At 71.7% G+C, this 13,140-nt stretch carries 11 protein-coding genes; 7 read left to right on the plus strand and 4 right to left on the minus strand.

The window, feature by feature from the left end; genetic code table 11:
* Nucleotides 1-132 precede the first annotated feature (132 nt).
* Nucleotides 133-591 (plus strand): DUF6099 family protein, encoded by a 459-nt coding sequence (locus tag ABZ642_RS26545; RefSeq protein WP_360488929.1) that lies wholly within the window; start codon nt 133-135, stop codon nt 589-591.
* A gap of 312 nt (nt 592-903) precedes the next feature.
* Here ABZ642_RS26545 and ABZ642_RS26550 read toward each other — a convergent pair whose 3' ends face one another.
* Both ABZ642_RS26550 and ABZ642_RS26555 read right to left on the minus strand, forming a co-directional pair.
* Complete coding sequence (locus ABZ642_RS26550) at nt 904-1,398, minus strand: hypothetical protein (protein WP_360488931.1); 495 nt, start codon at nt 1,396-1,398, stop codon at nt 904-906.
* 427 nt (nt 1,399-1,825) lie between these two features.
* The gene (locus tag ABZ642_RS26555; protein WP_360488933.1) at nt 1,826-2,002 is read right to left on the minus strand and encodes a hypothetical protein; all 177 of its coding nucleotides are present in this window, start codon (nt 2,000-2,002) and stop codon (nt 1,826-1,828) included.
* 242 nt (nt 2,003-2,244) lie between these two features.
* On the opposite strand from ABZ642_RS26555, the gene ABZ642_RS26560 reads away from it, so the two are divergent.
* From ABZ642_RS26560 to ABZ642_RS26575, 4 genes are all read left to right on the plus strand, one after another.
* Complete coding sequence (locus ABZ642_RS26560) at nt 2,245-3,168, plus strand: LLM class F420-dependent oxidoreductase (protein WP_360488935.1); 924 nt, start codon at nt 2,245-2,247, stop codon at nt 3,166-3,168.
* 99 nt (nt 3,169-3,267) lie between these two features.
* On the plus strand, nt 3,268-4,200 hold the full coding sequence (locus ABZ642_RS26565) for a DUF4232 domain-containing protein (protein ID WP_360488937.1): 933 nt from the start codon (nt 3,268-3,270) through the stop codon (nt 4,198-4,200).
* A gap of 112 nt (nt 4,201-4,312) precedes the next feature.
* Nucleotides 4,313-5,818, plus strand: coding sequence for a 3' terminal RNA ribose 2'-O-methyltransferase Hen1 (locus tag ABZ642_RS26570; protein ID WP_360488939.1), 1,506 nt, complete (start codon nt 4,313-4,315; stop codon nt 5,816-5,818).
* Nucleotides 5,815-8,358 carry a polynucleotide kinase-phosphatase gene (locus ABZ642_RS26575; RefSeq protein ID WP_360488940.1) on the plus strand — a complete coding sequence of 848 codons (2,544 nt, stop codon included), beginning with the start codon at nt 5,815-5,817 and terminating at the stop codon, nt 8,356-8,358. The genes ABZ642_RS26570 and ABZ642_RS26575 overlap by 4 nt, the downstream gene beginning before the upstream one ends.
* 18 nt (nt 8,359-8,376) lie before the next feature.
* On the opposite strand, the gene ABZ642_RS26580 is transcribed toward ABZ642_RS26575, so the two are convergent.
* Nucleotides 8,377-9,270, minus strand: coding sequence for a hypothetical protein (locus tag ABZ642_RS26580; protein ID WP_360488941.1), 894 nt, complete (start codon nt 9,268-9,270; stop codon nt 8,377-8,379).
* Nucleotides 9,271-9,406: 136 nt separating this feature from the next.
* Entirely contained in the window at nt 9,407-10,543 is a 1,137-nt protein-coding gene (locus ABZ642_RS26585; RefSeq protein ID WP_360488942.1) for an SPFH domain-containing protein, read from the minus strand.
* 128 nt (nt 10,544-10,671) lie between these two features.
* On the opposite strand from ABZ642_RS26585, the gene ABZ642_RS26590 reads away from it, so the two are divergent.
* Together ABZ642_RS26590 and argF are read left to right on the plus strand one after the other, a co-directional pair.
* Nucleotides 10,672-11,895, plus strand: a complete 1,224-nt coding sequence (locus ABZ642_RS26590) for an arginine deiminase (RefSeq protein WP_360488943.1) — start codon at nt 10,672-10,674, stop codon at nt 11,893-11,895.
* Nucleotides 11,896-12,015: 120 nt separating this feature from the next.
* Entirely contained in the window at nt 12,016-13,023 is a 1,008-nt protein-coding gene (gene argF, locus ABZ642_RS26595; protein ID WP_360488944.1) for an ornithine carbamoyltransferase, read from the plus strand.
* Nucleotides 13,024-13,140: the final 117 nt, after the last annotated feature.

A 13,140-nucleotide genomic window follows, 5' to 3' on the forward strand; every position in this document is an offset into this window, starting at 1 on the left:
CCCCGCCCGAATCCGAATTGTTGTCCACAGATTTCCCCCTTCCTCTGGCTCTACGTCTCGCGCACCCTCACTCTGGGTAGTGAACTACTGAATGCTGCAAGGCAGTTCGGACCGACGGGGACGGGGCGACGGATGGACGCGATGCGGCTCATCGTGGCGAGCAGACGGGCGCTGGCGAGTGGTGCCGGTGCACCGGAGATGATGACCGAGGTGTGGCAGGCCCAGGCCCTGGCCCAGGCGATCGGCAGTCGGCTGGCCGTCTCCGGCCCGCCCGAGCTGCGCGGCGAGGCCCTCGGCCTGACCGAGCTGGCGGGGCGGGGCTGCGGGATCCTGGGCGCCCCTGACCTGGACCCCGGCACCCTGCGGGCCGCCCAGCTCACCGAACTGGACGACGCGCGTGCCACGCTTCTCTCCCTCGGCGGCCTCCTCGCCGAGGTCGGCATCACGCTGGTCGGCATGGCCAGCGCGGCGGCCGACGAGGCGACGTACTGGCAGTGCATGGAGGCCATCGACGCGGCCGACGAGTCCCGGGACCGGGTCCTGGAGATGCTGCGCAAACTGGCGGCACGAGAGGAAGTCCGAGACGGCTGACGGCGTCGCGCTCATGCGCCGCGGCGACGGGTGAGGCCAACCGGTCCGCCGATGCGGGAGGTTGGGAAAGGCTCGATATCTCGAATCGCGGCTTCTGCTTTTACGTGCGGTGAGGTCGCGCGACGCGTCCTGCCTCACCACGAGTACGGATCCATTTCCGGTAGGCTCACAGTCGTCCGGGCCGCTCAGGTGCCGGTTCGGCCGACGACGCGGTATGAGTTCGCTGCGGGGAATTCGGCACGCTGTCGTCAGGTGGACGTTCCGTGTCCACCTGACGACGGCGTTCTTTATGTATTCATGCCGATGGCCGCGTCAGAATCGTCCGGCACGGTCCGCGTGCTGAGAGTAGGAGCGGGCGTCGGCGTCACGGTACTGGCGCTCGTGGCCGGAGCCGGTGTCGAATCGGCGGAGCCCGTCCGAGCGATCCGACCGGTCCTCTCGGTCCCAGCCCCGGCGTCCGTCGCGGGCGTCGTCCCGGTACTTGCCGGCGCCCTCGTGACGGTCGCGGTCGTAGGAGCGGTACTCGTCGCGTACGTAGCCCCGGTCGCGGTCGTTGCGACGGTGCTCGCCACGGTCGTGGCTCCGGTCGCGGTCGGTGTTCCGCCGGTCTTCCCGGTCGTGGTTCCAGGCCCGGTCCGTGCTGTGGTCGGTCCTGTGGTGCGTGACGGATTCGGTGCCGACGGTGATGACGGAACGGGTCGGCTGGGTCGCAGCCGACGCCGCGCCTCCGGCGGCGAACAGGACGCCGACCGCGACGGCGACCGAGGCGAATGCGGCGCCGGCGCGACGCGCAATCTTCATTTCCATGATGTTCTCCCTCTTGATCACGCGATCCATGGTGTTGAGATCGCAAGGGTCTTCTTTCGAAGGCCCTTGCGACACTACTCCTGGGTATTGAAGGCTCTTACCAGGATGGGCGTGATGTATGCCATGCCCGAAAACCCCAGTGCGCCGGAATATTCCATTCGCTTCGATCGGCGGGAATCGCCATTCGTGTCGCGTGTTTCTGGCGCATGATTTCAAGATCGATCGGGGGGTATCGCTATTGCTCCGAACCCGAAGGGTTCTATTCGAGCGAAGCGCTCGGTCGAGGCCTGGCGCATGGAGCTGTGGACCGACGGCACCGACTCGATCGCGCAGTACCCGCGGACCGGCGGCCCCGGCGCGAGTCGGCGGTCGTGTCGGGCCGGCGGGCGCGCGTGCCACGCGGGGGCGTGATCACCCCGCCTGCCGGCTAGTCGCTCGCGGCGCCGCGCGCGCACTCCTGGGATTCGGAGCCGGCGAAGCCCGCTTCCTTGTGCAGGTCGGACAGATCCGCGTTCAACGCCGCCATGAGTTCCTCCATCTGCTGGAGCAGCCCCTTCGGCCGACCGGTGGGGCCACCCTGCTGTGGAACGGACTCTTCGGACAAGACGGCCTCCTCGGCCCCCCGGCCCGCCGCAGGCGGGCCACACAACGACGCGCGACGGCGAGGACCGTCCGGCGCGGGTGCCGGACGGCCCGGCTCCCTCCAGCCAACGATCACCGCAGAGGCCGGTCACTGGCCCCGCCACGCCCCGCGCCCCGCCGTTGACGACATTCACCCTGGCGGGGACGCGCGCGACGGCCGGTGCCGATGCGGTTGACGGGACCACGGCCGTGCAGGATGGACGCATGGACCTTCGCATCTTCACCGAGCCCCAGCAGGGCGCGAGCTACGACACCCTCCTCACCGTCGCCAAGGCGACCGAGGAGCTCGGGTTCGACGCCTTCTTCCGCTCCGACCACTACCTGAAGATGGGCGACGCGGACGGCCTGCCCGGCCCCACCGACGCCTGGATCACCCTGGCCGGGCTCGCCCGCGAGACCAAGCGGATCCGCCTCGGCACCCTGATGACCGCGGGCACCTTCCGGCTGCCCGGTGTGCTCGCCATCCAGGTCGCCCAGGTCGACCAGATGTCCGGCGGCCGTGTCGAACTCGGCCTCGGCGCGGGCTGGTTCGAGGAGGAGCACAAGGCGTACGGGATTCCCTTCCCGAAGGAGAAGTTCGGCCGCCTGGAGGAGCAGCTGGCGATCGTCACCGGGCTGTGGGAGACCAAGCTCGGCGACACCTTCGACTTCCACGGCACCTACTACGACCTCACCGACTCGCCCGCGCTGCCCAAGCCCGCCCAGGCGCGGATCCCGGTGCTGATCGGCGGCCACGGCGCCACCCGCACCCCGAAGCTGACCGCCCGGTACGCCGACGAGTTCAACATGCCCTTCGCCTCGATCGAGGACAGCGCGGCCCAGTTCGGCCGGGTGCGTGCCGCCGCGGAAGCGGCCGGCCGCAAGAGCGACGACCTGACGTACTCCAACGCCCTCGTGGTCTGCGTCGGCAAGGACGACCAGGAGGTCGCCCGCCGCGCCGCCGCGATCGGCCGTGAGGTCGACGAGCTGAAGACGAACGGCCTGGCCGGCACCCCGGCCGAGGTCGTCGAGAAGATCGGCCGCTATGCGGAGATCGGCTCGCAGCGCTTCTACCTCCAGATCCTCGACCTGTCCGACCTGGACCACCTGGAGCTGATCTCCGCCCAGGTCCAGTCGCAGCTGTCGTAACCCACCGGGGCCGCGCATCCGGCCGGCTGTGACGCGGCTGTGACCGGAACTATGGCTTCCACCACAGTCGTTCGGGGTTCGCCCTGATGAGGTGGCCGGATGCGCAGACCTCACCCCCGTCTCCTCGCCCCCGCCGCCGCCCTTCTCCTGGCCACGGCGTGCGGCGCGGAGCGCACGGACACCAGCCGCGGTGCCGGCGCGGACGTCCCGGCCCCTCGCGCCACCGTCACCGACCCGCCCGTGGACGGCGTACGGATCACCTCGGTCACCATCCCCGCGGTCTCCGCGACCCCGTCCGCCACCCCGGGCCGGGTGCACGCGGACCCGCTGCCCGGGGCCGGTGACTCCGGCATCTCCGCCGCCTACCAGGTCAGCAACGACGGCGACGAAGCCATGACCTACACCGTGCTCTTCGACTTCACGACGGACACCGGCGCGGTCATGGACAACAAGGAGGTGACCGTGCCCGGGGTCGAGCCGGGCCGCAGCACCAGCGGAACCGTCGACCTGGGCGTGCTCGCCCCCGGCGCGTCACCGGTGACCAGAGTGAAGGTCGCCAAGGTCACCAAGGTGCCCGCCGACGAGGCGCCGGCCGAGACGGGTGCCTGTCCCTCCTCGGGTGTGCGGCTGTGGGCCGACGACGGCGACGCCGCGATGGGCCTGCGCGTCGTCGGACTCCACCTGGAGAACTGCGGAAAGCGGGACTACTCGCTCGACGGCTACCCGGAGCTGAGCCTCCTGGACGACAACCGCGAGCCCGTCGACGGCATACGCGTCCTGCACGGCGGTGCCGCCATCGCCTCGGGAACCGGTTTCGACGGCCCGCCCGTCCAGCTCGTCCTGAAACCCGGTGAGACCGCTCTCTCCGGCCTGATCTGGCGCAACACGACGCTGGCGGGCGCGCCGGTGAACGTGCCCTACGTCAGGGTCGTGGCGAAGCCGGGCGCCGCGCCCGTCACGGTCACCCCGGGCCTGGATCTCGGGACCACGGGGAAGCTCGGCGTCGGCGCGTGGAAGCGGGCCGACCGGTAGCGCGGGAAAAATCCCCGGCCCCGCACGGCGACCCTCTGTACGTTGGAACCGCGCACAAGCGCACGACCAGCGCTTTCGCACTGTTTCCTGACCCTTTTCGAGGCGATCCACCGTGTTCCTGACGATCACCACCACCGGCACCCCCGAACGTCCCGCCACCGACCTCGGGTTCCTGCTGCACAAGCACCCCGACAACGCGCAGACGTTCTCGACCTCCTACGGCATCGCGCACGTCTTCTACCCCGAGGCGGATGCCGAGCGCTGCACGGCCGCGCTGCTCCTGGAGGTCGACGCGGTGGCGCTGGTCCGGCGCGGCAGGGGCAAGGGACGCGGCGGGGCCCCCGACGCGGCGCTCGCGCAGTACGTCAACGACCGCCCGTACGCGGCCTCCTCGCTGCTCGCCGTGGCGATCGGCAACGTCTTCTCGAGCGCGATGCGCGGTGTGTGCCGGGCCCGTCCCGAGGCCCCGGAGCAGGTCAGGCCGCTGCGCGTCGAGGTCCCCGCACTGCCCGCGCGGGGCGGCCCCGACCTGGTACGACGCCTCTTCGAGCCGCTCGGCTGGACGGTGACGGCCGAACCGGTCGCCCTGGACACCGCGTTCCCGGAATGGGGCGACTCGCGGTACGTCGGTCTCGTCCTGGAGTCCGGGGCACTGACCCTCGCCGAGGCGCTGCGCCACCTCTACGTCCTGCTCCCCGTCCTCGACGACGCCAAGCACTACTGGGTGTCCGCCGAGGAGGTCGACAAGCTGCTGCGCGCCGGCGAGGGCTGGCTGCCCGGCCACCCCGAGCAGAAGCTCATCACCACGCGCTACCTCTCCCGCCGCTGGTCGCTGACCCGGCAGGCGATGGAGCGGCTGGAGCTGGTGCGGCTCGCCGAGACCGACGACAGCGAGGTCGAGGAGATCGACAACGCGGTCGAGGAGGAGACGGAGGCGGAGGAGAAGCCGGCGCCGCTCGCCGTGCAGCGCCGGGCGGCGATCCTCGACGCGCTGCGCCGGTCCGGCGCCGCCCGGGTCCTCGACCTCGGCTGCGGGCAGGGCCAGTTGGTGCAGGAGCTGCTGAAGGACCCGTCGTTCACCGAGATCGTCGGCGTCGACGTGTCGGTGCGGGCGCTCACCATCGCCGCGCGCCGGCTCAAACTGGACCGCATCAGCGAGCGCCAGGCGTCCCGCGTCAAGCTCTTCCAGGGCTCGCTGGCCTACACCGACCGGCGGCTCAAGGGGTACGACGCCGCCGTGCTCAGCGAGGTCGTCGAGCACCTCGACCTGCCCCGGCTGCCCGCCCTGGAGTACGCCGTGTTCGGCGCCGCCCGCCCGCGCACGGTCCTGGTGACCACGCCGAACGTCGAGTACAACGTCCGCTGGGAGACCCTCCCCGCCGGACACGTCCGGCACGGCGACCACCGCTTCGAGTGGACCCGCGAGGAGTTCCGCTCCTGGGCCGCCCGGGTCGCCGAACTCCACGGCTACCAGGTCGAGTTCATTCCCGTGGGCCCGGACGACCCCGAGGTCGGGCCGCCCACCCAGATGGCTGTCTTCGAGATGAGCACAGCCGAGACGGGCACAGCCGAGACGAGCACCACCGCTCCCGCCGCGAAGGAGGCGAAGGCAGCATGACCGAGCAGACAGCTGGACGGGTCCTTCCCGTCACCGACCTCTCCCTGGTCGTCCTCGTCGGTGCCTCCGGCTCCGGCAAGTCCACCTTCGCGCGCCGCCACTTCAAGCCGACCGAGGTGATCTCCTCCGACTTCTGCCGGGGACTGGTCTGCGACGACGAGAACGACCAGGGCGCCTCGAAGGACGCCTTCGACGTGCTGCACTACATCGCGGGCAAGCGGCTGGCGGCCGGCCGCCGTACGGTCGTCGACGCGACCAGCGTGCAGCAGGAGTCCAGGCGCCAGCTGATCGACCTGGCCAGGCAGTACGACGTGCTGCCCGTCGCCATCGTCCTGGACATGCCCGAGGAGGTGTGCGCCGAGCGCAACGCGGCCCGCGCCGACCGCGCCGACATGCCCCGCCGGGTCATCCAGCGCCACATCCGCGAACTCCGGCGCTCGATCAGGCACCTGGAGCGCGAGGGCTTCCGCAAGGTGCACATCCTGCGCGGTGTCGAGGAGGCCGAGTCGGCGACCGTCGTCACCGAGAAGCGCTTCAACGACCTGACCCACCTCACCGGACCCTTCGACATCGTCGGCGACATCCACGGCTGCGCCTCGGAACTGGAGTCCCTGCTCGGCAAGTTGGGCTACGCCGACGGCGTGCACCCCGACGGCCGTACCGCCGTGTTCGTCGGCGACCTCGTCGACCGCGGTCCGGACAGCCCGGGCGTGCTGCGCCGGGTGATGTCGATGGTGAAGTCGGGCGACGCGCTGTGCGTGCCCGGCAACCACGAGAACAAGTACGGGCGGTATCTCAAGGGCCGCAAGGTCCAGCACACCCACGGACTCGCCGAGACCATCGAGCAGATGGACGGCGAGAGCGAGGAGTTCACGCAGCAGGTACGGGAGTTCATCGACGGGCTCGTCAGCCACTACGTCCTCGACGGCGGGAAGCTGGTCGTCTGCCACGCCGGCCTGCCCGAGAAGTACCACGGCCGCACCTCCGGCCGGGTCCGCTCGCACGCGCTGTACGGCGACACCACCGGCGAGACCGACGAGTTCGGCCTGCCGGTGCGCTACCCCTGGGCCGAGGACTACCGGGGCCGGGCGGCCGTCGTCTACGGCCACACGCCCGTCCCGGAGGCCGGCTGGCTGAACAACACCATCTGCCTGGACACCGGCGCCGTCTTCGGCGGCAAGCTGACCGCGCTGCGCTGGCCGGAGCGGGAGCTGGTCGACGTACCGGCCGAGCGGGTCTGGTACGAGCCGGCCCGGCCGCTGCGCGTCGAGGCGCCCGGCGGTCAGGACGGGCGCCCGCTCGACCTGGCGGACGTGCACGGCCGGCGGGTCGTGGAGACCCGGCACCAGGGCCGGATCGCGGTCCGTGAGGAGAACGCGGCGGCCGCCCTGGAGGTGATGAGCCGGTTCGCGATCGACCCGCGTCTGCTGCCGTACCTGCCGCCGACCATGGCCCCCACGGCCACGAGTCACATCGACGGCTACCTGGAACACCCGGCCGAGGCCTTCGCGCAGTACGCGGAGGACGGGGTCGCCCGGGTCGTGTGCGAGGAGAAGCACATGGGCTCGCGGGCGGTGGCCCTGGTGTGCCGGGACGCGGAGGTGGCGCACCGGCGCTTCGGCGTCGCGCCCGGCCCCACCGGCTCCCTCTACACCCGCACCGGACGCCCGTTCCTCGACGACGAGGCGGTCACCGAGGAGATCCTCGGCCGGATCCGCGCCGCGGTCGACGCGGCCGGGCTCTGGGACGAACTCGCCACCGACTGGCTGCTGCTTGACGCCGAGCTGCTGCCCTGGTCGCTCAAGGCCGGCGGCCTGCTGCGCACCCAGTACGCGGCGGTGGGCGCCGCCTCCGGCGCGGTGTTCCCGGGTGCGCTGGCCGCCCTGGAGGGCGCGGCGGCGCGCGGTGTGGACGTCAGTGGGCTGCTCACCCGGCAGCGTGGACGCGCCGCCGACGCGGCCGCGTTCACCGACGCCTACCGCCAGTACTGCTGGACCACCGAGGGCCTGGACGGGGTGCACCTCGCCCCCTTCCAGATCCTCGCGGTGCAGGGCCGCAGCCTCGCCACGCTCCCGCACGACGAGCAGCTCGCCCTCCTGGACCGGCTGGTGGAGAGCGACCCGAGCGGCCTGCTCCGGACCACCCGGCGCCGGTACGTCGACACCGGGGACCCGGAGTCGGTGCGGACCGGTGTCGACTGGTGGCTGGAGCTGACCGGCCGGGGCGGCGAGGGCATGGTCGTCAAGCCGCTCGGCGCGGTGGTGCGCGACCCGAAGGGCCGGCTGGTCCAGCCCGGCATCAAGTGCCGGGGCCGTGAGTACCTGCGGATCATCTACGGTCCCGAGTACACCCGTCCCGACAACCTGGCCCGGCTGCGCAACCGGTTCCTCAACCACAAGCGGTCCCTGGCGATCCGCGAGTACGCCCTGGGCCTGGAGGCCCTGGACCGCCTCGCGGACGGCGAGCCGCTGTGGCGGATCCACGAGGCGGTGTTCGGGGTGCTGGCCCTGGAGTCGGAGCCGGTCGACCCCCGGCTGTGAGGCCGGCCGGCACCGGGGTCAGCCGACCAGCCGGAGCCGGTGGGCGCAGGTTCCGACCCGGACCGTCTGCCCCCAGGTCAGCTCCAGGGCGTCGGTCTCGATGCCGTCGCCGAAGGCGATCAGACGGTCCGACTCGACCGTGAGGGTCAGAGCTGCCGAGGCGGTGAGTTCACCGGCGACCAGGGAGGTCCCGGTCGCCGGTGACGGCCAGGCCTCCCGGACGAACCACAGCAGGCGGTCCTCGGTGGGGGAGGGCAGCGTCAGCCGGGCGCCACGCTCCTGCCACACCGAGCGCAGCCAGCCGGTGGCCCCCGTGCCGGTGCCCACCAGCACCCCGGAGGAAGCCTGGGCCTCGACGACACCCCCGTCGCCCTCGAGGCCCAGGCGGTATCGGGCGGTCTGATGACCGGCGGTTCCCAGATAGATCTCGTTGAGCGCCACGATCCGCTGCGTGTCGTCGGCCACCGCCTCGACCATCGTCAGCTCGTCGGCGCGGGTGGCCTCGAACGAGGCCAGCAGGACGGCCGCGTGCTCCGGCCGGTGCCGTACCAGCACACCGGGGTTGCGGCCGGGGTCGGTGTCGATCCCGATCACCGGCTGGCCGTCCAGGTACTTGGCCACGTTCGCCACCAGCCCGTCCTGGCCGACCACCACCACCACGTCCTCGGGCCCGAACAGGAAACGGTCCAGGTCGGCCCGCTCGACCCGGGCCTGGCGCCAGGTCAGCGGAATCGCCGCGGCCACCTCGGCCAGCGCCCGCCCGGTCCGGCGGTGCCGCTCGGCGACCTCCTCGATGTCCCGCCCGCGTGAGGAGAGGAAGAAGGCGGCCTGCCCGTGGGTGCCGTGGTGGGCCACCAACTCGTCGTACTCGGTGGTGCGGTGGACGAGGACCACACGGGGTGCGAGGCTCATGGCGCCGCCTTCGGGGTCCGGCGGAGCCGGGCGGAAGGGTCCGACGAGACGGTCGGCCGCAGCGCCGCCGACTCCGCGGGCCGCCGGGCGGCCGCGCCCCCCGCGCCGTCCCCCGCCGGGTGCCTGCGGGCCGCGGTCACGCCCCCTCCGCCGAGCCCAGCTTCGCCAGCAACCCCGTCAGCACGTCCGGCGACACGGTCACGCTGTCGATGCGCGGCAGGTTCTCGGCGAGCCGCGTGCCCGTGAGGGCGTGCAGCGTGGCCACGTCCACCTCGCCGTGCACCCGCAGCCAGGCCGCCTGTGCCGCGGCCCGGGCCTCGCCGATCTCCCGGGCCCCCTCGGCCTCGGCCCGTGCGAGCGTGACCGCCCGGGACGCCTCGGCCTCGCCCAGCTTCACGGACCGGGCCGCCTCCGCCTCCGCGAGCCGTACCGTGCGCGCCGCCTCGGCCTCCGCCAGCTTCACGGACCTGGCGGCTTCCGCCTCCGCCAGCTTCACCGACCGCGCGGCCTCCGCCTCCGCGCGCACCGCGTCGGCCGCCGCGTGCTCCTCCGCCTCGCGCCGCGTGTTGGTGCCCCGCTGCTCGACCAACTGCTCCTCGCGGCGGGCCAGTTCGATCTGGCTGGCCAGCTCGTTCTCGGCGATCGCCCGCTCCCGCTCGACGGCCACCGCCCGCCGCTCGTAGGTGGCCCGGTCGGCCTCCTGCTGGATCTGCTCCCGGGCCGGGGTGCGCAGCGCCCGCTCCACCTCGGGTTCGGGCCGCAGCGCCATCACCCGCACGGCCACCACCTCGATCCCGGTGGCCGGCAGCCGGGGCTCCGCGCCGAGCCCCTCGGCGATCCGTTCCCGGACCGCCGCCACCCCGTCGACCAGCGCCGCCGCCAGCGGGGTGCGGGCCAGCACGGCCAGCGCGTGCTGCTGGGCCGTCTCGGTGAGCAGGGTGCCCAGCTGTTCCAGCGGGGTGCCGCGCCAGGCTCCGGTGTCGGGGTCGATCGAGAAGTCGAGGCGGGCGGCCGCCAGTGCCGGGTCGCCGACGCGGTAGGTGACCGTCGCCTGCACCGCCACGTCCTGGAAGTCGGCCGTACGGGCGTGGAAGGTCATCGCCAGTTCGCGGTCGTCGACCGGTATCTCGGAGATCGCCGCGGTGAGCGCGCGGAACCAGAAGCTGATGCCGGGTCCGTCGTGCAGGAGCTTTCCGCCCCGGTGATGTCTGATGTGCGCCGTCGGTGCCCCGCGCAGATGGCGCCGGCCCAGCCGCCGGGTGATGTCGGCCATGGTGCCCCCCTCGTGATTTAGAGTCAGCATGACAATAATCTCGTGCACTCCGCTTGTCGTCAAGAGGACGAGAACAAGAAACGGTCGACCTGGGGGTGAACCCGGTCCGCGATGGTCAGGATGGAGTCATGGGATTCCATGTCGACTCCGAAGCCGGGCGGCTGCGCCGCGTCATCCTGCACCGGCCGGATCTGGAGCTCAAAAGGCTCACCCCCAGCAACAAGGACGCCCTTCTCTTCGACGACCTCCTGTGGGTGCGCCGGGCCAGGGCCGAACACGACGGTTTCGCGGACGTGCTCCGGGACCGCGGGGTCGCCGTCCATCTCTTCGGCGACCTGCTCACCGAGACGCTGGCGATCCCGGCGGCTCGCACCCTCGTCCTGGACCGGGTCTTCGACGAGAAGGAGTACGGCCCGCTCGCCACCGACCACCTGCGCGCCGCCTTCGAGAACCTGCCCGCGCCCCAGCTGGCCGAGGCGCTGGTCGGCGGCATGACCAAGCGGGAGTTCCTGGACGGGCACGCGGAACCCACCTCGGTCCGCTTCCATGTCATGGACCTCGACGACTTCCTCCTGGAACCGCTCCCCAACCACCTCTTCACCCGGGACACCTCCGCCTGGGTCTACGACGGCGTCTCCATCAACGCCATGCGCTGGCCGGCCCGGCAGCGCGAGACCGTGCACTTCGAGGTGATCTACCGGCACCACCCGCTCTTCCGTGGCGAAACGTTCCATGTCTGGTCGGAGGGGCAGGCCGCCTACCCCTCCACCATCGAGGGCGGCGACGTCCTGGTGATCGGCAGCGGCGCGGTCCTGATCGGGATGAGCGAGCGCACCACCCCGCAGGCCGTGGAGATGCTCGCGCACAAGCTGTTCGCGGCGGGCTCCGCGCGGACGATCGTGGCCCTGGACATGCCGAAGCGGCGCGCCTTCATGCACCTCGACACCGTGATGACGATGGTCGACGGCGACACCTTCACCCAGTACGCCGGGCTCGGGATGCTCCGCTCCTACACCATCGAACCGGGCGCCGGCGAGAAGGAGCTCAAGGTCACCGACCATCCGCCGGAGCACATGCACCGCGCGATCGCCGCCGCCCTCGGTCTCAGCGAGATCCGGGTCCTCACCGCCACCCAGGACGTGCACGCGGCCGAGCGTGAGCAGTGGGACGACGGCTGCAACGTCCTCGCCGTCGAACCCGGTGTGGTCGTCGCCTACGAGCGCAACGCCACCACCAACACGCATCTGCGCAAGCAGGGCATCGAGGTGATCGAGATCCCGGGCAGCGAGCTGGGCCGGGGGCGGGGCGGCCCGCGCTGCATGAGCTGCCCGGTGGAGCGGGACGCCGTATAGGTGAGGACCATAGGACGATCTCGACAGAGGATGATCTCGACAGGCCGCTGTATAGAAATGTGGGACATCGTATAGACTTCCAACCGTCCCCGCGTCGACCTCTACTGCTGGAGCGCCCCCATGGCGACAGTCCCGACCGCCCTCGCCGGCCGCCACTTCCTCAAGGAGCTGGACTTCACCCAGGAGGAGTTCCGCGGGCTGGTCGGGCTGGCCGCCGAGCTGAAGGCGGCCAAGAAGGCCGGGGCCGAGACGCGGTACCTGCGCGGCAAGAACATCGCGCTGGTCTTCGAGAAGACCTCCACCCGCACCCGCTGCGCCTTCGAGGTCGCCGCGGCCGACCAGGGGGCCGTCACCACCTACCTCGACCCGGCCGGTTCGCAGATCGGGCACAAGGAGTCGGTGAAGGACACCGCCCGGGTCCTCGGCCGGATGTTCGACGCCATCGAGTACCGCGGGCACGGGCAGGGCGTCGTGGAGGAGCTGGCCGCGTTCGCCGGGGTCCCCGTCTACAACGGCCTCACCGACGAGTGGCACCCCACCCAGATGCTCGCCGACGTGCTCACCATGACCGAGCACAGCGACAAGCCGCTCACCGCGATGGCCTTCGCCTACCTCGGTGACGCCCGCTACAACATGGGCAACTCCTACCTCGTCACCGGCGCCCTGCTCGGCATGGACGTGCGGATCGTGGCACCCCGGCTGCTGTGGCCGGACGGCACGATCGTCGAGCTTGCCGAGCGGCTCGCCGAGGCGTCCGGGGCCCGGATCACGCTCACCGAGGACGTCAAGGACGGCGTGCGCGGCGCCGACTTCATCGCCACCGACGTATGGGTGTCCATGGGCGAGCCCAAGGAGGTGTGGGACGAGCGGATCGCGCTGCTCGGCCCCTACGCCGTGACCATGGACGTGCTGCGCGCCAGCGGCAACCCCGACGTCAAGTTCCTGCACTGCCTGCCGGCCTTCCACGACCTGGGCACCGACGTCGGCCGGGAGATCTACGAGCGCCATGGCCTGACCGAGCTGGAGGTCACCGACGAGGTGTTCGAGTCCGAGCACTCGGTCGTCTTCGACGAGGCCGAGAACCGGATGCACACCATCAAGGCGGTGCTGGTGGCCACGCTCGGCTGACGGCCGTCGTACCGCGCACGCCCCACCAGGCCTTATTCTGTCCGGCGGCCCGGCACACCCCAGCCGCGGCCGCCACGGCGACCGACCCGGATCGCACCCGCACCACCAGAAACGAGC

Source organism: Streptomyces sp. NPDC007157, assembly GCF_040634235.1.
GTDB lineage: Bacteria > Actinomycetota > Actinomycetes > Streptomycetales > Streptomycetaceae > Streptomyces.